At 59.9% G+C, this 20731-nt stretch carries 21 protein-coding genes and 1 pseudogene; 19 read left to right on the forward strand and 3 right to left on the reverse strand.

From position 1 onward, the window contains the following. The first annotated feature begins 58 nt into the window (after positions 1-58). From rpsH to HMPREF3098_RS02000, 18 genes are all read left to right on the forward strand, one after another. Positions 59-457: a 30S ribosomal protein S8 gene (rpsH, locus tag HMPREF3098_RS01915; protein ID WP_035113926.1), complete on the forward strand. Its 399-nt coding sequence runs from the start codon at positions 59-61 to the stop codon at positions 455-457. A 14-nt stretch (positions 458-471) separates the two neighbouring features. After that, a complete protein-coding gene (rplF, locus tag HMPREF3098_RS01920; protein WP_035113631.1) occupies positions 472-1008 on the forward strand; it encodes a 50S ribosomal protein L6 in 537 nt (178 codons plus the stop codon). Next, the gene (gene rplR, locus HMPREF3098_RS01925; protein WP_070433783.1) at positions 1008-1418 is read left to right on the forward strand and encodes a 50S ribosomal protein L18; all 411 of its coding nucleotides are present in this window, start codon (positions 1008-1010) and stop codon (positions 1416-1418) included. The genes rplF and rplR overlap by 1 nt, the downstream gene beginning before the upstream one ends. Before the next feature lie 37 nt (positions 1419-1455). After that, entirely contained in the window at positions 1456-2082 is a 627-nt protein-coding gene (gene rpsE, locus HMPREF3098_RS01930) for a 30S ribosomal protein S5 (RefSeq protein WP_070433784.1), read from the forward strand. A gap of 2 nt (positions 2083-2084) precedes the next feature. After that, positions 2085-2270, forward strand: a complete 186-nt coding sequence (gene rpmD / locus HMPREF3098_RS01935) for a 50S ribosomal protein L30 (protein WP_070433785.1) — start codon at positions 2085-2087, stop codon at positions 2268-2270. A gap of 5 nt (positions 2271-2275) precedes the next feature. Then, positions 2276-2722: a 50S ribosomal protein L15 gene (rplO, locus tag HMPREF3098_RS01940; protein ID WP_035113636.1), complete on the forward strand. Its 447-nt coding sequence runs from the start codon at positions 2276-2278 to the stop codon at positions 2720-2722. A gap of 285 nt (positions 2723-3007) precedes the next feature. Continuing rightward, the gene (secY, locus tag HMPREF3098_RS01945; RefSeq protein ID WP_070433786.1) at positions 3008-4336 is read left to right on the forward strand and encodes a preprotein translocase subunit SecY; all 1329 of its coding nucleotides are present in this window, start codon (positions 3008-3010) and stop codon (positions 4334-4336) included. Beyond that, positions 4333-4878, forward strand: a complete 546-nt coding sequence (locus tag HMPREF3098_RS01950) for an adenylate kinase (RefSeq protein WP_035113638.1) — start codon at positions 4333-4335, stop codon at positions 4876-4878. The genes secY and HMPREF3098_RS01950 overlap by 4 nt, the downstream gene beginning before the upstream one ends. Positions 4879-5023: 145 nt before the next feature. Further along, entirely contained in the window at positions 5024-5818 is a 795-nt protein-coding gene (gene map / locus HMPREF3098_RS01955) for a type I methionyl aminopeptidase (protein WP_070433787.1), read from the forward strand. 206 nt (positions 5819-6024) lie between these two features. After that, positions 6025-7242 (forward strand): dicarboxylate/amino acid:cation symporter, encoded by a 1218-nt coding sequence (locus HMPREF3098_RS01960; protein ID WP_070433788.1) that lies wholly within the window; start codon positions 6025-6027, stop codon positions 7240-7242. Between the two features lie 476 nt (positions 7243-7718). Next, a complete protein-coding gene (gene infA / locus HMPREF3098_RS01965; RefSeq protein WP_005519800.1) occupies positions 7719-7940 on the forward strand; it encodes a translation initiation factor IF-1 in 222 nt (73 codons plus the stop codon). Positions 7941-8260: 320 nt separating this feature from the next. Further along, positions 8261-8629, forward strand: a complete 369-nt coding sequence (rpsM, locus tag HMPREF3098_RS01970; protein WP_025403538.1) for a 30S ribosomal protein S13 — start codon at positions 8261-8263, stop codon at positions 8627-8629. Beyond that, the gene (gene rpsK, locus HMPREF3098_RS01975; protein ID WP_013889187.1) at positions 8629-9033 is read left to right on the forward strand and encodes a 30S ribosomal protein S11; all 405 of its coding nucleotides are present in this window, start codon (positions 8629-8631) and stop codon (positions 9031-9033) included. The genes rpsM and rpsK overlap by 1 nt, the downstream gene beginning before the upstream one ends. Before the next feature lie 25 nt (positions 9034-9058). Next, positions 9059-9664, forward strand: coding sequence for a 30S ribosomal protein S4 (gene rpsD / locus HMPREF3098_RS01980; RefSeq protein WP_070433789.1), 606 nt, complete (start codon positions 9059-9061; stop codon positions 9662-9664). Between the two features lie 200 nt (positions 9665-9864). Next, positions 9865-10878, forward strand: coding sequence for a DNA-directed RNA polymerase subunit alpha (locus HMPREF3098_RS01985; protein ID WP_035113643.1), 1014 nt, complete (start codon positions 9865-9867; stop codon positions 10876-10878). 43 nt (positions 10879-10921) lie between these two features. Continuing rightward, positions 10922-11479 carry a 50S ribosomal protein L17 gene (gene rplQ / locus HMPREF3098_RS01990; protein ID WP_070433790.1) on the forward strand — a complete coding sequence of 186 codons (558 nt, stop codon included), beginning with the start codon at positions 10922-10924 and terminating at the stop codon, positions 11477-11479. 143 nt (positions 11480-11622) lie between these two features. Further along, positions 11623-12636, forward strand: coding sequence for a tRNA pseudouridine(38-40) synthase TruA (gene truA, locus HMPREF3098_RS01995; RefSeq protein WP_246815808.1), 1014 nt, complete (start codon positions 11623-11625; stop codon positions 12634-12636). Between the two features lie 42 nt (positions 12637-12678). After that, positions 12679-15507, forward strand: a complete 2829-nt coding sequence (locus tag HMPREF3098_RS02000) for a DUF6541 family protein (RefSeq protein WP_070433791.1) — start codon at positions 12679-12681, stop codon at positions 15505-15507. Here HMPREF3098_RS02000 and HMPREF3098_RS02005 read toward each other — a convergent pair. Further along, complete coding sequence (locus HMPREF3098_RS02005) at positions 15504-16433, reverse strand: hypothetical protein (RefSeq protein WP_035113647.1); 930 nt, start codon at positions 16431-16433, stop codon at positions 15504-15506. The genes HMPREF3098_RS02000 and HMPREF3098_RS02005 overlap by 4 nt on opposite strands. 204 nt (positions 16434-16637) lie before the next feature. On the opposite strand from HMPREF3098_RS02005, the gene eccB reads away from it, so the two are divergent. Continuing rightward, positions 16638-17873 (forward strand): type VII secretion protein EccB, encoded by a 1236-nt coding sequence (gene eccB, locus HMPREF3098_RS02010; RefSeq protein WP_070433792.1) that lies wholly within the window; start codon positions 16638-16640, stop codon positions 17871-17873. Between the two features lie 266 nt (positions 17874-18139). Here the strand turns inward: eccB and HMPREF3098_RS11770 are convergent. Both HMPREF3098_RS11770 and HMPREF3098_RS02020 read right to left on the reverse strand, forming a co-directional pair. Beyond that, positions 18140-19024, reverse strand: a pseudogene (locus HMPREF3098_RS11770) (S8 family serine peptidase); the annotation flags it as partial. Positions 19025-19036: 12 nt separating this feature from the next. Next, positions 19037-20206 (reverse strand): EsaB/YukD family protein, encoded by a 1170-nt coding sequence (locus HMPREF3098_RS02020; protein WP_035113652.1) that lies wholly within the window; start codon positions 20204-20206, stop codon positions 19037-19039. Between the last annotated feature and the right edge of the window lie 525 nt (positions 20207-20731).

Here is a 20731-nt window from a genome sequence, read left to right on the forward strand (position 1 = left end):
GGTACACGCACCCGGTGAGTTCGGGAACCGCAACGAGAAAGGCACAGGTCACCGTCTTATGACCATGACTGATCCAATCGCGGACATGCTGTCCCGCGTGCGGAATGCTTCCAACGCATTCCACGATTCTGTCTCTATGCCTTCCTCCAAGATCAAGGCCAACATCGCCGAGATCTTGAAGCAGGAAGGTTACATTGCTGACTACACCGTCGCTGACGAGAAGGTTGGCAAGTCCTTGACCCTGCAGCTGAAGTACGGCCCATCCCGCGAGCGTTCCATCGCTGGCGTACGCCGTGTTTCCAAGCCGGGTCTGCGCGTTTACGCAAAGTCCAACAACTTGCCAAAGGTCCTCGGCGGCCTGGGCGTGGCTATCATCTCCACGTCCCAGGGGCTGCTGACTGATCGTGAGGCGTCCAACAAGGGTGTAGGCGGAGAAGTTCTCGCCTACGTCTGGTAAGAGGAGGTTAGCCAATGTCTCGTGTCGGTAAGGCACCGGTGGCGGTTCCCTCTGGCGTCACCATCAGCATCAACGGCCAGACTGTCGAGGCTAAGGGCCCTAAGGGCACCCTGACCGTCGACATTCCGGCTCCAATTTCCGTGGCTCAGGAGGAGAGCAACCTCGTTGTTTCTCGTCCAGATGACCACCGCAAGAACCGTTCCCTGCACGGCCTGTCCCGTTCCCTGATCAACAACGCTGTTATCGGCGTGACCGAGGGTTACACCATCAAGATGGAGATCTTCGGTGTTGGTTACCGTGTTCAGGCTAAGGGTAAGAACCTGGAGTTCGCTCTGGGTTACTCTCACCCTGTGTTGATTGAGGCACCGGAAGGCATCACCTTCGCGGTGGATGGAAACACCAAGTTCTCCATCACTGGTATCGACAAGCAGCAGGTTGGACAGATCGCCGCCAACATCCGCCGTCTGCGGAAGGATGACCCATACAAGGGTAAGGGCATCCGCTACGAAGGTGAGCAGGTCCGTCGCAAGGTCGGAAAGACGGGTAAGTAATGAGCAATACTGCATCCAACAAGGCAGAAAAGCGACTTCCGGTGGGCAAGGATATTTCCACCCGCCGTCGCACCGCACGTGCACGTCGTCACTTCCGTATCCGCAAGAACTTGACCGGTACCGCCGAGACCCCACGTCTCGTCGTGCACCGTTCCTCCCGTCACATGCACGCCCAGCTGATCGACGATGTCGCCGGTCACACCCTGGCAGCCGCTTCCACCTTGGAAGCCGACGTGCGTGCACTGGAGGGCGACAAAAAAGCTCGCGGAGCTAAGGTCGGCCAGCTGATCGCCGAGCGTGCTAAGGCCGCAGGCATCGAGAACGTTGTTTTCGACCGCGCTGGCTACAAGTACCACGGCCGCGTCGCCGCTCTGGCTGACGCAGCTCGCGAAGGTGGTCTGAAGTTCTAATGATCACCATCAACACCATCAACGGAAGGAACGCGTGATGTCGGAACGTGAACGTAACGGCGGACGCTCCGCCGAGAACAACCGCAACGATCGTAACGAGCGCGGTAACCGCAACGATCGTCGCAACAATCAGCAGCAGGACGAGCGCAACCAGTACATCGAGCGCGTCGTAACCATCAACCGTGTGTCCAAGGTTGTGAAGGGTGGTCGTCGCTTCAGCTTCACCGCTCTCGTCATCGTGGGCGACGGTCAGGGCATGGTCGGTGTCGGCTACGGCAAGGCCAAGGAAGTTCCCGCTGCAATCCAGAAGGGTGCTGAAGAAGCTCGCAAGAACTTCTTCCGCGTCCCAATGATCAACGGCACCATCACTCACCCAGTCCAGGGCGAAACCGCCGCTGGCGTTGTGATGATGAAGCCAGCTGCCCCAGGTACCGGTGTTATCGCTGGTGGCGCTGCACGTCCAGTTCTGGAGTGCGCAGGTGTTCAGGACATCCTCGCGAAGTCCCTGGGTACTGACAACGCCATCAACGTTGTGCACGCTACCGTCGACGGCCTGAAGCAGCTTGTTCGACCAGAAGAGGTTGCCGCGCGACGTGGCAAGACTCTGGAAGAGGTTGCACCCGCCGCTATGCTGCGCGCCCGTGCAGCAGGACAGGGGGCATAAACATGGCTCTGAAGATTACCCAGCTCAAGGGTCTCGTCGGAACTAAGAAGAACCAGCGTGACGCAATCCGTTCGTTGGGCCTGAAGCGCATCGGCCAGTCGGTTGTCCTGCAGGACACCCCAGCCGTCCGCGGCCAGGTCAACGTCGTGCGCCACATGGTTCAGGTCGAAGAAGTGGCAGGGGAGTAGGAAAAATGAGCGATCCAATCAAGCTCCACGACCTCCGTCCCGCCAAGGGTGCTAACAAGGCCAAGACCCGTGTTGGTCGTGGTGAGGCATCCAAGGGTAAGACCGCTGGTCGTGGTACCAAGGGCACCAAGGCTCGTAAGCAGGTATCGGCAGCATTCGAGGGTGGCCAGATGCCACTGCACATGCGCCTGCCAAAGCTGAAGGGCTTCAAGAACCCAGCGAAGGTCACCTTCCAGGTTGTCAACGTATCCGACCTGGAAAAGGCTTTCCCCAACGGTGGCGATGTTGCAGTAGCAGACATCGTTGCTGCAGGCCTGGTCCGTGCTAAGCAGCCGGTCAAGGTTTTGGGCAATGGCGATATCAGCGTGAAGCTGAATGTCACCGCGCAGAAGTTCTCCAAGTCTGCACAGGAGAAGATCGAAGCCGCAGGTGGCTCCATCACCGAGGCTTAATAAAGTCTCTCGGTAGCCAAGTAAGGGCGCTCAATCCCTCGGGGTTGAGCGCCCTTCTTTTTCTTTTCTTACCCATTACGCATAGTTTTTTAAAGTGGCCCGAGTTTAATGCGGGGGCCAATGCTGCTAATCTTGGGTAGTTCTATGTCCAAGTGTGTCTTTTTGCTTTCGCAGAGGGACTGAAATTACCAGGCAAGTTGCCGATGGTGGTGGCAAAGGCTGCGGATACCAGCACTTTCCGCCCTTTGTATCCCACATCACGGTGCCTGCCCACGGGAGGCTAATTTGTCCGCCATCGTCTCGGCGTTCAAAAACGCAGATCTCCGCAAGAAGATCCTCTTTACTCTTGCGATGATCGTCCTGTTCCGTGTCGGATCCCAGATTCCGACCCCAGGCGTTGATTACGCATCAATCACAAACCAGATCAAGTCGCTGACCAATAACTCTGCGGTCTACTCTCTGATCAACCTCTTCTCCGGTGGCGCGTTGCTGCGCCTGTCCGTGTTTGCGGTTGGCATCATGCCGTACATTACGGCGTCCATCATCATCCAGTTGCTCACCGTGGTGATCCCCAAGTTTGAGCAGCTGAAGAAGGAAGGCCAGACCGGCCAGGCCAAGATGACGGAATACACCCGTTACCTGACCGTGGCACTGGCATTGCTGCAGTCTTCGGGCATTGTTGCACTGGCAGACCGTAAGCAGCTGCTGGGCCAGGGCGTTCCCGTGTTGAAGGACAACGTGGATGTCTTCGGCTTGGTTACCATGGTGTTGGTTATGACCTCCGGCGCTGTGTTGGTGATGTGGCTCGGCGAGCTCATCACGGACCGTGGCATCGGTAACGGTATGTCCCTTCTGATCTTCGCGGGCATCGCCACTTCGCTGCCGGGTGAAGGTGCCACCATCTTGCAGACTTCTGGTGGCCCCGTGTTCACAGCCGTTGTGGTCGGTGTGCTGATCCTGGTTATCGGCGTGGTCTTCATGGAGCAGGGGCAGCGCCGCATCCCCGTGCAGTACGCCAAGCGCATGATCGGCCGCCGCCAGTACGGTGAGACCTCCACGTACCTGCCGCTGAAGGTCAACCAGGCTGGCGTTATCCCAGTGATCTTCGCTTCCTCCCTGCTGACCGTTCCGATCTTGATCACCCAGATCATTCAGTCGGGCAACCCACAGGCAGCTCAGGACAACTGGTGGAACCGCAACGTCATGTCGGTTCTGCAGGATCCAGCCGCATGGCAGTACATCCTGCTGTACCTGTTCCTGATCATCTTCTTCTCCTTCTTCTACGTTTCCGTGCAATACGATCCCAATGATCAGGCGGACAACATGAAGAAGTACGGTGGCTTTATCCCGGGCATCCGTCCGGGACGCCCCACCGCGGAATACTTGGGCTACGTCATGAACCGACTGCTGGTAGTCGGTTCGGTCTACCTTGGCCTGATCGCCATCTTGCCCAACATTCTGATTAACATGGGTGTGCAGACCTCTGCGACCGGCAACCAGTCCATGCCATTCGGTGGCACGGCTATCCTGATTCTGGTCTCCGTGGCACTGACTACGGTTAAGCAGATTGAGTCGCAGCTTATGCAAGCCAACTACGAAGGATTCCTCAAATGAGACTAGTTCTGCTGGGCCCTCCCGGCGCAGGAAAGGGTACGCAGGCCTCCCTGCTTTCCGATTCCCTCAAGATCCCCCACATCTCCACCGGAGATTTGTTCCGCGCGAACATCAGCAAGGGTACCGAGCTGGGCAAGCAGGCGCAGGAGTACATGGACGCCGGCAAGCTGGTGCCAACGTCCGTGACGGCAAACATGGTTCGCGATCGTTTGGCTCAGTCCGATGCTGCCGACGGATTCCTCTTGGACGGTTTCCCACGCACCATCGAGCAGGCTGAGTTGTTGGAAGAGATGCTCAAGGAACAAGGCCAGTCCCTGGATGCAGTGATCAACTACGTCGTTTCTGAGGACGTGGTTGTAGAGCGCATGCTGGCCCGTGGTCGCAATGATGACAACGAGGACACCATCCGTACCCGCCTGCAGGTCTACCGCGATGAGACCGCACCCCTAATCGAGCACTACGGTGATCTACTGCTGAACATCGATGCCGAAGGTAGCGTAGAGGATATCTCCACCACCACGCTGGACGCGCTGGATAACTAATCCAACGACACGCGAGGGGCCGGGGGTCATCATCCCAGCGCACCCATCGCAGTAACACGAACCCGAGCGGGAACCACAACTTTTCCCGCCCGGGTTTTCTCTTTACATCTCGTTGTCAATCACCCCGTTTTCAAGGAAAGGCACCATGGGCTTCAGGCGGAAGAACAAGATTATCGCTGCAAAAACTTCTTTAGAGCTCGACGCCATGCAGGCAGCCGGAGAAATCGTCGGTAGGACCCTAGTGGCAGTCAAAGACGCTGCGAAGCCGGGCGTCAGTACCCTAGAGCTGGACCAGATCGCCGAGCAAACCATCCGAGATGCTGGAGCGGTGCCAACCTTCAAAGGGTACGAGGGATTCCCGGGCTCCATTTGCTCGTCGGTCAACGACATGATCGTCCACGGCATTCCTTCGGCCGATGTTGTGTTGAAGGAGGGGGACCTGGTTTCCATCGACTGCGGCGCCACCTTGGACGGCTGGGTGGGAGATTCGGCGTGGACGTTCGGGATCGGGGAGCTGGCGGAGGAAAACCGGAAGCTCAACGAGGCTACTGAATGGGTCTTGTACGAGGGGCTGAAGGCCATGGTGCCCGGCAACCATCTGACAGATGTGTCCTGGGCTCTGGAACAAGCGACGCGGCAGGCGGAGGAGAAATTCGGGCTAAAGCTGTTCATCGTGGACGGATACGGTGGCCACGGCATTGGCCGGACCATGCACGAAGAGCCGTACCTAGCCAACGAGGGGCGCCCCGGTCGCGGGCCGATCATTCAAGAAGGCAGTGTGTTGGCAATTGAGCCGATGCTGACCAACGGTAGCTGTGATTCGTTTGTGCTGGATGATGACTGGGGAGTGGTCACCGACGATGGGTCGTTCTCCTCGCACTGGGAGCACACCGTGGCGGCCACCGCTGAAGGACCGCGCATCCTCACGTCACGCCCGTAACACCAGGGCGCAGTGCTGTGCCTGTAACACGAGGGGCAGTGCCGCGCCCGTAACACTAGGGGTAGTGCCGAGCCGGAACATCAGGGCGCAGTGCTGTGCCCGCAACGCCGGAGGCAGATTACCGGGGGCGCACACCGTACCCCGGCTACCCCTTTACGCATTTATGAATATTATGTAATTGCTTCACATTCTATTAATCTGGCGCTATGAAAGCACAACAACGGCGCTTGCCCCTCCTGGCTTGGATCTTCATTGCCATCGTCTTGGGCATCGTATTGAGTCTCTTCGCACCAGACTGGTTCGGTCGTGGCGCGGCAACATTCACCGGACTATTCGGTAACTTCCTAGGCTTCTTCGTGCCAGTCCTGATTTTCGCACTCATCACTCCGGCGATCGCTAATTTGGGCCAAGGTGCAGGCAAGTGGTTCGGTGCAACCGCCGGGTTGGCCTATATTTCCACGATCCTGTCCGGGTTGCTGGCATGGGCTGTTTCCCAATCGGTCTACCCATGGTTGCTGAAGGGGCAGTCGATGGTGCAAGCCCCCGATATCGATAAGGGGGCACTGGCTCCGTATTTCACGGTGGAGATGCCAGCGCCAATGGAAGTGATGGCCGCCCTGCTGCTGGCATTCTCCGTCGGTATTGCTATGGCGAACATCGGTGCGAAAACCTTGCAGGCCGGTGCCAACGAGTTGCGCGATGTGGTGATGAAGGTTATCGAAGCCTTCGTGATTCCGCTGCTGCCGGTCTACATCTTTGGAGTGTTCCTCACGATGGGAATGAACGGCAACCTGAAATTCGTGCTGGTTGCCTTCGCCAAGGTTCTGATTCTGGCCACCATCATGACGTGGGTTGTGCTTATCTTGCAGTACCTCGTCGCAGGCGCAGTTGCTGGAAGGAACCCGTTTAAGGCGCTGCGTAACATGCTGCCGGCGTACTTCACGGCTCTGGGAACAGCTTCGTCGGCTGCCACCATTCCCGTCACCTACAAATCCACTCGGAAAAACGGTGTGAGTGAATCCGTTGCAGGTTTCGTTGTTCCTTTGTGTGCGACCGTGCACCTGTCTGGGTCCATGATGAAGATTGGCTTGTTTGCTTTCTCTGTCATGTTCCTTACAAATACTCCTTTGACGCCCGGCGCCGCCCTCGGCTTCATCTTCCTGCTCGGTGTGATGATGGTGGCTGCCCCCGGTGTTCCGGGTGGTGCCATCATGGCAGCAGTTGGCCTGCTGGAATCTCAGCTGGGCTTTGATGAGTCGCAGGTGGCCCTCATGATCGCGGCATACGTTGCCATCGACTCTTTCGGTACCGCTTGTAACGTCACCGGCGATGGAGCCATCGCGATGATGATCAACCGCTTCGCTAAGGGGGAGCTGGGGAATAACGAGCGCGCCACAACTGACGGGGCTGCAGTAGCGCAGTAGTCCAGCATCAGCGTAGCAGCGGCGTGGGAGTGACCCGGCAGTAGAATTGCAGCGGTGCGGGAGTGGCTCGGCGGTACAATTGCAGCGGTGAGGTTATAACCCAGCTACTGCGCCTCTGTGGTGCGGCAGTAGTCCAGCAGTAGCATCGGCCCGCTCCCCGTGGGGTGCGGTGACATCTGGCTCTCGCTGATGGGGTCTCACGGTGCAGTGAGCCCCTTTTTCTTATAGGCGGGGTTTGGTTGCACTCTCAGGCGAGATTTTGGATTCGCGCAGGTCGCGTGTATCGTTAAGGGCTGGTGTGAAAGTTACTCGGTGTTTGAGTCAACACTGGCCCCCGCACACGGGGCAGTAGCAACTCGCATATGCCAACTTCGAGAAAGTGGACAGAATCCCAACAGCCGATTAGCCCGAAGACCAAAGTACGTAGCAAAACAGCATTCAACCGGCACAAACGGTGCCGGGGAAACGTGGAGGATATGGCAAAGAAGGAAGGCGCAATTGAGGTTGAGGGCCGCATTGTCGAGCCCTTGCCCAACGCGATGTTCCGTGTCGAGCTGGATAACGGGCACAAGGTTTTGGCCCACATTTCCGGCAAGATGCGCCAACACTACATCCGTATCCTCCCTGAGGATCGGGTTGTTGTGGAGCTTTCTCCATACGATCTGACCCGTGGACGCATCGTTTACCGCTACAAGTAAATCGTAAGCCTCCGCACATCCATTGGGGCGCGCACTATTACTCGGTAACTACCGAGGGGCATGCACGTTCCAAGCAATACCTCCGGCCGCGGCGGCTGGAGCCCTTTAGCCCCCAACGCGCGCGTTATGCAGCGTTGGTTTTGCGTGTTACAAAGCGCATTCACTCGATGAAAACGGCCTCCCAGCAAGGCAGTTTCACTTCCACGATTGGAAATGACAACTGTGGCGAAGGTCCCGAGGGAATAGCCCACCGTGCGCAACATGGGTGACGAGGGATGAGTGTGGAGAAAACCGCCGCTCATCCGGAAGGAATAAGCCACATGGCACGCCTTGCTGGTGTTGACCTCCCACGCGAAAAGCGCATGGAGGTTGCACTTACATACATCTTCGGAATTGGCCCAGCCCGTTCCAAGGAGCTGCTGGAAAAGACCGGCATCTCTCCTGACCTGCGCTCCAAGGATCTGACCGACGAGCAACTGTCCGCTCTGCGTGACGTTATCGAGAACACCTGGAAGGTCGAGGGTGACCTCCGCCGCCAGGTTCAGGCCGATATCCGTCGCAAGATCGAAATCGGTTCTTACCAAGGTCTGCGCCACCGTCGCGGTCTGCCCGTTCGTGGCCAGCGCACCAAGACCAACGCTCGTACCCGCAAGGGTCCTAAGAAGACCATCGCAGGAAAGAAGAAGTAATGGCTCCTAAGACTCCAACCCGCGCACGCCGTACCGGCCGTCGCGTCGTTAAGAAGAATGTGGCCAACGGCCACGCATACATCAAGTCCACCTTCAACAACACCATCGTTTCCATCACGGATCCAAAGGGTGCTGTTATCTCTTGGGCATCCTCCGGCCACGTTGGCTTCAAGGGTTCCCGCAAGTCAACCCCATTCGCTGCGCAGCTGGCTGCTGAGTCCGCCGCTCGCAAGGCAATGGAGCACGGCATGAAGAAGGTTGACGTTTTCGTCAAGGGTCCCGGCTCCGGCCGCGAGACCGCCATCCGTTCTCTGGCCACCGCTGGTCTCGAGCTCGGCTCCATCGCTGATGTCACGCCACAGCCTCACAACGGCTGCCGCCCACCCAAGCGTCGTCGCGTTTAAGAGAAGAAAGGATAGGGAATAGATAATGGCTCGTTATACTGGCCCAGTTACCCGCAAGTCCCGTCGCCTCCGCGTCGACCTCGTCGGTGGTGACAGCTCCTTCGAGCGCCGTCCGTACCCTCCGGGACAGGCTGGCCGCGCTCGCATCAAGGAATCCGAGTACCTCTTGCAGCTGCAGGAGAAGCAGAAGGCGAAGTACACCTACGGTGTTCTGGAGCGTCAGTTCCGTCGCTACTACACCGAGGCAAACCGTCGCCCAGGTAAGACCGGTGACAACCTGGTCATCCTGCTGGAGACCCGCCTCGACAATGTGGTTTACCGCGCTGGTCTGGCACGCACCCGTCGTCAGGCTCGTCAGCTGGTTTCCCACGGTCACTTCACCGTGAACGGTAAGAAGACCAACGTTCCTTCCTACCGCGTTACCCAGTACGACATCATCGACGTTCGCGAGAAGTCCCGTTCGATGCTGTGGTTCGAGGAGGCCCAAGATCGCCTCGTCGACGCTGTGGTTCCTGCATGGCTGCAGGTTGTCCCAGCAACCCTGCGCATCCTCGTGCACCAGCTGCCCGAGCGCGCTCAGATCGACATTCCGCTGCAAGAGCAGCTCATCGTCGAGCTCTACTCGAAGTAATCCGGCTAAGCTTTCTAGCGAAGTCCCTTATATCGAGAACAGGGCACACACCGACTACCCAATGTCGACTCGTTTTTGCTGGCCAGCGGGGCGTCGTCCCACCACGAAAGTGGAAGCGATGCCCTGCGTGAAGGCTGGCAGGTTCGGGTCACCCCTAGCGGCGTCAAATAGCGGTCGCCGAAAAGGAGAAACGAAAGACCATGCTGATTTCCCAGCGCCCGGTTTTGACCGAGGAATTCATCGACGAATCCCGCTCTAAGTTCGTTATCGAGCCACTGGAGCCAGGCTTTGGCTACACCTTGGGCAACTCCCTGCGTCGCACGCTGTTGTCCTCCATCCCAGGTGCAGCTGTGACCTCTGTACGAATCGAAGGTGTACTGCACGAGTTCACCACCATCCCAGGCGTGAAGGAAGATGTTTCCGACATCATCCTGAACATCAAGTCCCTCGTTTTGTCGAGCGACTCTGACGAGCCCGTGGTGATGAACCTGCACAAGGAAGGACCAGGCGCGGTCACCGGTGCGGACATCATGCCACCAGCTGGCGTTGAGGTTCACAACCCTGACCTGCACATTGCCACGCTTAACGAGCAGGGCAAGCTGGATATCGAGCTAGTTGTGGAGCGCGGACGTGGCTACGTTCCCGCCGCCACCGCTTCTAACGAAATCGGTCGTATCCCGGTTGACCAGATCTACTCTCCAGTGCTGAAGGTCAGCTACAAGGTCGAGGCAACCCGTGTGGAGCAGCGCACGGACTTCGACAAGCTGATCCTCGACGTGGAGACCAAGAACTCCATCAGCGCTCGCGATGCCATGGCATCTGCGGGTAAGACCTTGGTGGAACTGTTCGGTCTGGCTCAGGAACTGAACAACGAAGCAGAGGGCATCGAGATCGGCCCATCGCCGCAGGAGAGCGAGCACATCGCTGCCTACAGCATGCCGATCGAGGACCTGAACTTCTCCGTTCGCTCCTACAACTGCCTGAAGCGCGAAGAGATCCACACCGTTGGTGAGCTGGCCGCCCGTACGGAATCCGACCTGCTGGATATCCGTAACTTCGGTCAGAAGTCCATCAACGAGGTCAAGGTTAAGCTTGCTGGCTTGGGCTTGGGACTTAAGGACGCCCCAGAGGGATTCGACATCAACGACATCGAGGGCTACGACGCTGAAACCGGCGAGTTCATCGATACCGAGGGTGAAGACATCGCGGAGTAGTCGCACGTACTGCGCTCACTAACAATCCACACGAGGAGAACAAATGCCTACCCCAAAGAAGGGCGCCCGCCTTGGCGGTTCTGCTTCCCACCAGAAGAAGATCCTGGCCAACCTCGCAGCTCAGCTGATTGAGCACGGCGCCATCAAGACCACCGACGCAAAGGCTAAGCTGCTGCGTCCATACGTTGAGAAGATCATCACCAAGGCCAAGCGCGGCACCGTGGCTGATCGTCGCAACGTTTTGAAGCTCATCACGAACAAGGAAGTTGTTGCTTACCTGTTCAACGAGCTGGCTCCAAAGTTCGAAGGCCGTGACGGCGGTTACACCCGCATCATCAAGCTGGAGAACCGTAAGGGCGACAACGCTCCTGTAAGCCAGATCTCGCTGGTTCTGGAGCAGACCGCTTCCACCGAGGCAGAGCGTGCCGTCCGCGCCGCTAACTCCAAGAAGGCTCAGGCTGAAGAGGCCAAGGCTGAGGAGACCAAGGTTGAAGAGGCACCAGAGGTTGAGGCTGATACCGCAACCGACGCTCAAGCTGAGGCAGAGGCCAAGGAAGCTGAAGCTACCGAGGCTGAGGCTACCGAGGCTGAGGAGAAGTAGTCTCCCGCCATGCGTGCACATGCGTGCACTAGTCGGCTGAGACCAGCCGGCTAGCTGCTGCCACCACAGGCCGGCTGGGTGATCCCCGTGATCATCCGGCCGGCCTTTTGCTATGTCCGCGTTCAACAGCAACAATTGTTCGTATGACCTCAGCAACACCCGCCGATGGCTCCGCGCACTCCGAACCCGCGGAGGCCCACACCAGCGCCACGGATTCCCCAGTCGGTGCTACGGATCCGCAGGTCGGTGCCGAAGAACCTCAGTCCGGCGCAGTGAATCCCCCGTCCGACTCCTTAGCGCCCAACCCAGCCCATCGAGACACAGTGCGGGTCCGCCTCGACGTGTCCTACGACGGCACGGACTTTCACGGGTGGGCCTCCCAATTCGGCTTGCGTACGGTCCAGGGGGTGCTGGAGGAAAAGCTCAGCTTGGTCACGCGTCACCCCGTCCAACTCACCGTCGCTGGCCGCACCGATGCTGGGGTGCACGCCGATGGGCAAGTCGCGCACTTCGATGTTCCCGCTAGTACATTCACGCAGCGCAGCCTGCAACACCCCGGTGATCTGGTCCGCCGGTTGTCCCGGATGTTGCCGGCCGACGTGCGGGTTCATGGGGCAAGCGTAGCCCCTGCTGGTTTTGACGCTCGCTTTTCTGCGCTTCGACGCCACTACGTTTACCGCGTCACCACTGCCACTGCGGGCCCTCGGCCGGTTCGGGTTCGGGATACGGCGAGGTGGCGTCGGCACATAGACCTGGACAAAGTGAAAGCCGCCAGCGAGGTGCTGGTGGGGCTCAACGACTTCGCTGCGTTCTGTAAAGCGCGGGAAGGAGCAACCACGATCCGCGAATTACAACAATTCCAGTGGTTCGACGTCTCCACACCGGCCGAACCGGAGACGTATGAGGCGCGCGTGGCGGCGGATGCATTTTGCTGGTCAATGGTGCGCTCGCTGGTGGGGGCCGTGTTGACCGTGGGTGAGGGAAAACGTGATGAGGGCTTTACCGCGGAGTTGTTACAACTAGACGAGCGCAGTTCGAAAGTGCCCGTGGCCCCCGCGGAAGGGTTGAACTTGGTGCAAGTGGATTACCCTGCGGACGAGGAGCTGGCGGCCCGAGCAGAGGTGACCCGCGCGGTGCGTACAACGGCGGAATTGTAGCGCTAAAGTTATCGAGTACGAAGACCGAGGAGAAGAGAGCACTTGATAACAGCCTTTTCTGCAGTCGTCACGGCGTTGGCGATTTTCATTCTGCCCGGTGCGGTGGTGGGATGGTGTGCTGGTATGCGCATTCCGTGGGCCCTAGCCACGGGGGTGGTGATTACTGCTGGTGTGTGGAACGTCCTGGCCTGGTGGTACGGCGGCCACGACATTGCGGTGACCTTCGATTCGTTGCTCCAAGGTACCGCTGTGTTCGCAGTCGTGGGTTTGCTGTGGCGCTTGACATGGACGGCGACTGTGTGGCGACGAGGCCGGCGGGCCCGGCAATTAGAACGCGAGCTGATGCCGCGGGCGGAGTTGGAAGGCTATCAGCCATGGTGGCGGGGCAGGTCGCTCAAGCAGTGGTTTAGGTCCCCACAGCGGCATGGGGGAGTATTCGATCCCATGTGGATCGCACCGCTAGCTGGTGTGGTTGCAGGGTTCACTTTGATTACTCAGCGCGCAATGGATGTTATCGAGAGCAAGCCTGACGGGTTGAACAATGTGTTCCAAGGATGGGATGCGCACTGGCATGCCTCGGTATTCCGCTTCATTCAGGAAACTGGGGTGGCAAGCTCTGTCCGGATGGGGGAACTGCAGAACATCGAAACCCACAGCGCCCTGTTCTATCCCACGGGGTTCCACACAATGGGCGCAGCCCTGCAGGAATACATGAACATGCAGCCGGTGCAGGCCCTGAACGTGACCTCCGTGGTCTTGCCCGCGTTGGGTTCCACACTATCGGCAGCGTTTTTGGCGTGGCTATTGGTCGGGCGGCGTGGACTGGTGGGGTCCTTGGCTGCGGGGCTGGCTGCCGTTGCGGTCGCCGGAGTGTTCCCCGTGTTCTACGTGGAGTACTACACCGGCGCGTGGCCGAATTCCTCTGCGTTGGCCATGGTCGGTATTGGGGCCGCAGCGCTGAGTATGGCACCGGTTCGCCCCATCACCATTCCCGCCGTGGCGCTCGTGGTTGCGGGTATTGGTGCCATCCACCCATCGGCGGTGCCGGTAACCGCGGTGATCGTTGGCTTGTGGTGGTTGTTGTGGAAGCTGTTTGTGCCAACGGGTCAGACCGACCAACGCCGTGGCACGAAGAAAGGGTTCCTCCACGGCCTGTGGGTTCGAGTTAAAGACGTGTTGTTGCTGGGCCTTCCCACGGTTCTCGGTGGCGCATTGATGCTGCCACAGTGGACCGTGGGCAGTGGGCAGGCCAGCGAGGTCAGTGGCTTCAACAAACAGCAGGTCCCCGATTACGGCGATGCATGGCAGCGTGTATTTGAACTGCAATCCCGTGCGAACCACTACGCAGCAACTCAATGGTGGTTGATCGTGGGTGCGATTGCAGGTGCGGTCATATTGCTGTTGTGGCGTCGAAATATTTGGGCTGCAGCCACCAGCGGTGTGCTTGCAGCGGTGGCAGCCTACAGCTTAAAAAACTTTGATGGACCAGCCGGTGTGGTCGCGGGGTTCCTGTCCGGGTTGAACTACAACTCTGCCCACCGTTTGTTTAATCCGTTGGCGCTGTTCGCGACTGCCTTGGCGGCCGTGGCCGCAGCTGCGGTAGTGCGGTTCGTTCTGGGTGGTTTTTTGCTCATTCCTTCTTTACAACGACGCCGCGCCGCGTGCCGCGTCAAACCCGGCCGTGGCTGGACCGGGCGGATTTCCGGAGCCCTAGCAATTGCAACGTGCATTGGAATCGCTATTGGGTTGGTGCCGTGGACGCAAACCCCTTTGGACAACAGGTACGCGTGGGCGGTGGCGGCCTCCCGCGACGGTCGAATGGTGGGGGATAAGGAACAGGGGGCTTTCGAGTGGTTGACGCGGCAACCGGGTGCTTACGACGGCATCATCGCTAACAATTCCCACGAGGGCACCGGCTGGATGTATCCGCTGCATGGTTTACCGGCACTGCACCGCCACTTCCTTTTGGCGAAGACGCCCAAAGATTCCGCGACCCAGGCCATGCTGTGGCACCCGGATCTGATCGGCGCGGGATTGAGCCCGGAACCTGGCAGCGAAGCCGACACCATGCGGCAGTGGACCCCCAATACCGCGGGTATGAAGGGGGATCGCAGCGACTACGCGAATATCTCCGACTTCGCGGCGCGGGACCTGAACGTGAAGTACTACATCATTTCGCCACCGTCGTTTTGGTCTTTCCAGAAAAACATCGAGGCGCAGGTCAAGGGGTTGTGGAAAGCCCCTGGCCTCACGCCGGTGTACAAGGACGGCGCGACCGCGATCTTTGCGGTCAATGCGCAGCTCACCGATGAGGAACTGGCGAAGGCCCGCGAGAACGGTGAGGCGGAATCACCCGATGAATTGCCGCCATTGCCGAAGGTGCACTCTGGCGAGGATTCCCGCCAGGGCAAGGCCAAGGAACAGGCGTTCCACCGCCCGACGAAGTGGGATCGCGACCTCGCGAAGGAGGACGCAGCAGCGCCAGGGGCAAACCCAGAAGAGCGCGGAGGTTCGGATAAAGCGGCAGCGGAGAAGCAACCCGAGAAGAAACCGAGGGCAGGCGCGCCAACCAATCCAGGTAATGGTGCAGAAACGCAATCGGGTACTGCTCCTGCACCGGGCGTAGGAGCACCAGGAGTGCCCGCGCCAGCTGTGCCGTACGCACCGCCGCCCCAGTACGTACCTGAACCACAGTATCCACCGGGGCAGGGAGTGCCTGGCTATCAGGCACCGGGGCAGGGTTACTACGCTCCGAATCCGGGATATGGCTACGGCGTGCCTGCGCCAAACAATGGCATTCCTGCTCCCGGTGTTGGGGCCCTTGCCCAGGGCGCGGGGGCGCCGGGGATTAACCAGGGTTGGGGATTCTAAGCACTCAGAGTGAAGTGGAGTATCGCGTTTGAACGCTGTGCGTCGGTGTGGTCCGGCCGACGTTCTTCGGTGGTGGGCCACGGCGAGCGAATGGTGCAGCGCCCCACGTCAGTAGTGAGGTCGATGATCGCATCGGCGGCACTGCACAAAGTGGGGGCAATGGCCGCATGGTCGGCCACAACAATTCGGGTTTGATGAGGATCCCACGCGCGGCGCCACAGGGTCTCCACATTTTGAGTGGAACTGTCGGCCGAAGAGGCATTGTGAGGACGTGCGGTTTGTAGGGCGCTAGCTGGGTTCTCCGCGCTGATTACTGTGAACAATCCAGGCAACCACGGTAGTTTGCGCAAAGCGATCTGAACTAAGGGGGCCGGACCAAGTACCAACACGGTAGAACCCGGTACTGGGAAGATCTCTACCGCGCGGCCGTACCCGTTGAGCCCCAGCAGCCACCCGCTTTCGACAGGAACGGTCACATCGGTTGGAGCACTTGCGGTGTGATCTGACTGTGAGGATGCGCGATGGGCGCGGGCTGGCGGAACAACCGGGTTGTGCCCAAGCTGTGCCGGCCCGCGGTTGGTGCGCGCTTCCGGTGTTTCCACCGCGATCACCCCGCACCCAGCCGCTGCGTGTTTGAACCCGTCCCGTGCTGTGCTGGGAATGGACACCACACACCGCGCCATAGACCCGCGACCGGGGTAAGGCGAGACCCCGGTGGAGGTGGGGTGGTGGAAGAAGTGGGCGTCGTGTAAAGAAAGCCCGGCCCCCTCGCACAACCGTGCCACATCAAGCGACCACCCAGAGGTGGGTTGCCACAGGTGTTGCGCAGGTGCGATGAGGTAGAAGTGCGCGCGACTGGTTTCACCCGATTGACGAGCGCGCCACCGCGCCCACCCGCCGGCTGCCAGCGTTGTCGCGGCCGTCACACCGCTGAGAGTTGTTGTGGTTAAAGCTAAAGCATCCACTGTCCGTGGTCCCCCTTGAATTGCCGGAGCGTGATTCGATCCCCTTCGTTGCCAAGCGATTTCCATTCAAGCATGGGACACTGATGAGCGCTGGGGGAATGTGGAACACTACGAAGACCTTAGATCCGCCTGGCACCGGGGAAGACAAAATTTTAGGGGGACACAATGCGGACTACCGGTTTGCAGGTTTCAGGCGTGGGTTTTTTGCTCCGCCGGTTGGAGTTAGCGCTGGTTATAGGCGATCCGCGCATGGCGCATGACCCGCTGCGCAGTCAGCGCCGTGCCATTGCGGTGGGAGTGCTGATGAGCATGTTGGTCGCCGGTGGTGCCGTGATGCTAGCGTTGCTGCGACCACAACCCGCGGTGGATGAAGCGGTGTTGGCACAAGATGAGGCCGGCGGGTTGTATGTCCGGCTGGGGGAGGCCTTCCACCCGGTGACGAACGTGGCATCTGCTCGGTTGGTGGCGCGGCAGCCCGTGGAGCCGACCCACAGCACATTCCAGCAGATTCAGAAGTTCCCGCACGGGCCGGCGATCGGTGTGCCTGCTGCACCTGAACTGGTGCAAAGCCCGGGTGGTGCATGGATGGTCTGCGATGGTGGGCGGGTAGAGGTAGCGCCCGAGGCGCAGACGTTCGCTAGCGGTGTGTTGCGGGGGCCTAGTGGGGTTTGGCTTGTGCACGGCACCCAACGCGCCAAAGTTGATGACCAAACCGCCCGCTTATTGGGCGTGCCGGAACATAACGTGACCAGGCCGGTGGTTCAGCAATTTGATCGCCTGCCGGATCTCACCGCGGGCGTTCTGCGCAAACACATCCCGACGGGGCTGCCGGAGCCGTTTGATCGCACGGGTCGGTTGCTGCAGGCAGATGATCGGGTGTTCCTCACCTTACGCGGGGGTGTAGTGGAACTTAAGGGGCCACGGCGGACGTATGCGGAAGCGATCATCGGTGTTCCTGCCCGCCGCGTCAGTTTGGCGGAGGTGTTGGCTCAGCCCAGCGTGCGCCCAGGCCCTCGCAGCCTGGGAATTATTCCTGACACAGATGCTCCCTTCGCACCCGCCGGGAGGCTCTGTGCTGGACAGGATGGTTTAACGCGGCCGGTGGGTAGCTTTTCTTCCATTCCCGACGCCCCCGAGGTCAGTTTCTCCGGTCCGCGCGGGACCTCGGTGCTCAGCACTGAACGCGGTTTGGCGTTGGTCAGCGAAACCGGTGTGCGCTACGGCGTGGGATCCCACGCAGACTTGGCAGCTCTGGGATTCCGCGATCCGGTCCAGGTGCCATGGCGCGTGATTGCTGGGTTGCCGGATGGCGGATTGTTGTCCGAGGACAATGCGCGCGCCACCACGGCAACGATCACAGCGAGCGCTAAGACGGCCGAGAGCCCGATGGCCACGCGGTAATCGGTGGCAACGGGTTGCGGTACGTGCGCGGTTACGGTGGTGGGCATGCCCGGTTGACCGGTTCCATCGGCGGTCGGCGTTTCGGGCGCGGTCGCGTGTGAGCCGGCTGCACCGGGTTGAGCTGAGCCGGGTTGAGCTGAGCCGGCGCCGGCTGCACCGGGTTGAGCTGTCCCGTCTGGCGAAACGCGCTCCAGCGCCGCGCTGACCGCGCTAGCTGGGGAAACAACGCGCACGGGGTGGCTGGTGGCTCCATCCGCGCCGCCGGGAATAGCTGTCGTTTCTATGATGCTCCGGACTTGGGAGGAGGTGGCGTCGGGCCAAAGTTGCCAAATGAGTGCGGCAGTGCCAGCGACTACGGGACTGGCGAAGCTGGTGCCTTGGAAAGGGGCGGGGCTGCCCACGATCGTGTGGGTTGTGCCGTCCTTGGTGCGGAGCTCTGCGGAAACGGGGCCGCCCGGGGCGTACAAGTCAATGTGTTCTGCGGACATGGAGTAGTCCGCGGGGACGGTGCCTGCATCTGGGTTGGATGAAGGTGGTGTGCCCGGAGAGGGGGGCGTTGGCGCCTGCTGCGACTGTACTGCCTGTGGAGCCTGTGGCGCCGAATCGGCATGTGCGGCTGCACCCGCCCGCTGCTCGACTGCACCAACCGACAACACTTCTGGCAGGGCTGCGGGATAGGCAAGCTGCCCCGGTTCGCATTGATCACGATTGCCGGCCGAAGCCACTACCAGCGCTCCCGATTTCACCGCTCGATCGATGGCCTGCCGGAGTTCCACAGTGTCCGTGCAGGCCACCATGGAAATATTGATGATCTTGGAATGCCCGTCGACGGCTCGATCGATCGCCCGTACAAGGGTCTGGACTGTCCCATCGTTATCCTCGGGGCGTTCGGAATGGCGATAGGCCCGCACAGTCGCGCCGGGTGCGATCGTCGACGCAACCGATGCCACCGCTGTGCCGTGCAAAACGCAATGGTCGCGGTCGCCGCGGGCAGAGGGGGTGGCAGAGCCCGTGTCGATAATGGCGATGGTGGTTCCACTACCGTTGGCGATCCCCGGGGCGGCTCCCATATCCACGTCCAGCGGCAGGCGCGGCCCGCTGACGGGTTGATCGCAGGGATTGTGGGGTTTATCGTCGCGAATCTGGACCATGGTGGCTTCCCCTTAACTGCCGATTCCGAGGTGGCGAATTGTGTTGAACAGGCCCGTTGTGTGCAAAGCCAGTGGAACCATCACCGCGAACGCCAGAGTCTCTACCCAATCGATGATTCGCCCCACCATTGGAGAATTCACTTTCCAAGCGGGGATTCCAATGAGCGCGAAGACCAGCACACCCCACGGCACCAGCAATGCCAGCCACAGGGCAGTGAGTGCGGCTAACGTGGTGACGGCAGTCGCATGGACCGGTCGAGTGCCACGGCTGCTCACACCGATGATCACCACCGTCACCAGTAGCGCGCAGGTCCATTTATCCGGGGTGCTGTGCCACGGTGCTAGTTGCACCACGCTGGCTGCGATCCCTATGCATAGGCCCACCACCAGCGCGGAGTGCACTTCAATAACGTTTCCTGCGGCGGTGTGTACCGGTTGGTGGAACATGCCGGTGGCGGGTACACGCGGCAGGCGGATGCGTGCAATGAGGATCGCCAACTGCCCTGCATAGGCCAGCCCCATGGCGGCAACAATGAGGGTGAATCCCGGCCAGAAGTTAATAAGGGAAAGCATCAAACATGTCAGGCACACAATGCGCACCGGCCCGCTTCTCCACACCAGCACGCACGCCAACGCGCATCCCACCGCAACATTGACGTTAAGCCCAATCCCGAAACCTATAATCGCAGCCACGGCTGTAAAACGGGAATCGCGCAGGGATGCCCCTGCTGCCGCAAAACCCGCTACTAGTGCGGCGACGATCGTGATGATTGCTGTTACATCGCTTGGGCTCCCTTCATTTCCGACGCCCACTTGTTCCCCACCATGGAACTCCAGTGGGTGCCACAGGGGAGTAGCTCGGAGAGCAAACAGTGCACCCACGATCGCCATCACCCAGACCGCGGGTGAATCCCCGACGTCGCCGCTGAGTTCCTCCACTGCCTCCGCCGGAGGCGCAGGCGTGGATGCAATGTCCAAGGTGAGCACTTCGCCTGGGCGAACACCGGCTTCCGCGAGGGTGTGCTCTGGGCGAATCCGGCCCACTGCCCGTCCTAAAACCCAGTGTTGACCGGGCTCGGGCGTGACTAGATGCGGAATGAGTTCCGCCACCGGAACATGATCCGCGATAGCGGCTTTGATTGTGGTGCCCTGGCTGGGCACGGAAATGCTTAAAGCCAGCATAAGTAATCCCCCCTCTTTATGCGCCCACCCCGTTGATCCTTATGGTCGGATCTTTGGGCGCGTATGGAACTAACTGTAGCGGTAGGCGCGGACGCTCGCAGGGGTAGCTTTCGAATCACCGGCGGAGGTCGGTGGGATGGGGGACGGGGAGGCGTCGAGATTGGGATGGGGGACGGGAAGGCGTAGGGATTGGGGTGGGGGACGGGAAGGTGCAGGGATTGGGGTGGGGGACGGGAAGGCGTTGGGATAAAGAAAAAGACAGGTGCCGTGACAGGTAGAGAGGTGACGCTATTCATGTCGCGCACCGAGAAACGAATGTGCAGCAGGAGTCCGATCGCGGACCGAGAAACGAATGTGCAGCAGGAGTCCAACCGCGGACCGAGAAATGAATGTGCAGCAGAAGTCCAATCGCGGACCGAGAAATGAATGTGCAGCAGAAGTCCAATCGCGGACCGAGAAACGAATGTGCAGCAGAAGTCCAACAAAAACGTGGGTGGGGTCTAGTGGTGAATGCAACACCCTGAT

Origin of the sequence: Corynebacterium sp. HMSC28B08 (assembly GCF_001806865.1) — a bacterium.
GTDB lineage: Bacteria > Actinomycetota > Actinomycetes > Mycobacteriales > Mycobacteriaceae > Corynebacterium > Corynebacterium auriscanis.

Excerpts from the sequence above, each read along its gene's own strand:
- HMPREF3098_RS01960 (WP_070433788.1), top strand. The coding sequence starts at position 6,025 with ATGAAAGCACAACAACGGCGCTTGCCCCTCCTGGCTTGGATCTTCATT.
- rpmD (WP_070433785.1), top strand. The coding sequence starts at position 2,085 with ATGGCTCTGAAGATTACCCAGCTCAAGGGTCTCGTCGGAACTAAGAAG.
- HMPREF3098_RS01950 (WP_035113638.1), top strand. The coding sequence starts at position 4,333 with ATGAGACTAGTTCTGCTGGGCCCTCCCGGCGCAGGAAAGGGTACGCAG.
- rpsM (WP_025403538.1), top strand. The coding sequence starts at position 8,261 with ATGGCACGCCTTGCTGGTGTTGACCTCCCACGCGAAAAGCGCATGGAG.
- HMPREF3098_RS01985 (WP_035113643.1), top strand. The coding sequence starts at position 9,865 with ATGCTGATTTCCCAGCGCCCGGTTTTGACCGAGGAATTCATCGACGAA.
- rplR (WP_070433783.1), top strand. The coding sequence starts at position 1,008 with ATGAGCAATACTGCATCCAACAAGGCAGAAAAGCGACTTCCGGTGGGC.
- infA (WP_005519800.1), top strand. The coding sequence starts at position 7,719 with ATGGCAAAGAAGGAAGGCGCAATTGAGGTTGAGGGCCGCATTGTCGAG.
- rpsH (WP_035113926.1), top strand. The coding sequence starts at position 59 with ATGACCATGACTGATCCAATCGCGGACATGCTGTCCCGCGTGCGGAAT.
- HMPREF3098_RS02020 (WP_035113652.1), bottom strand. The coding sequence starts at position 20,206 with ATGCTGGCTTTAAGCATTTCCGTGCCCAGCCAGGGCACCACAATCAAA.
- truA (WP_246815808.1), top strand. The coding sequence starts at position 11,623 with ATGACCTCAGCAACACCCGCCGATGGCTCCGCGCACTCCGAACCCGCG.
- rplO (WP_035113636.1), top strand. The coding sequence starts at position 2,276 with ATGAGCGATCCAATCAAGCTCCACGACCTCCGTCCCGCCAAGGGTGCT.
- rpsE (WP_070433784.1), top strand. The coding sequence starts at position 1,456 with ATGTCGGAACGTGAACGTAACGGCGGACGCTCCGCCGAGAACAACCGC.
- map (WP_070433787.1), top strand. The coding sequence starts at position 5,024 with ATGGGCTTCAGGCGGAAGAACAAGATTATCGCTGCAAAAACTTCTTTA.
- rplF (WP_035113631.1), top strand. The coding sequence starts at position 472 with ATGTCTCGTGTCGGTAAGGCACCGGTGGCGGTTCCCTCTGGCGTCACC.
- rpsD (WP_070433789.1), top strand. The coding sequence starts at position 9,059 with ATGGCTCGTTATACTGGCCCAGTTACCCGCAAGTCCCGTCGCCTCCGC.
- rplQ (WP_070433790.1), top strand. The coding sequence starts at position 10,922 with ATGCCTACCCCAAAGAAGGGCGCCCGCCTTGGCGGTTCTGCTTCCCAC.
- rpsK (WP_013889187.1), top strand. The coding sequence starts at position 8,629 with ATGGCTCCTAAGACTCCAACCCGCGCACGCCGTACCGGCCGTCGCGTC.
- eccB (WP_070433792.1), top strand. The coding sequence starts at position 16,638 with ATGCGGACTACCGGTTTGCAGGTTTCAGGCGTGGGTTTTTTGCTCCGC.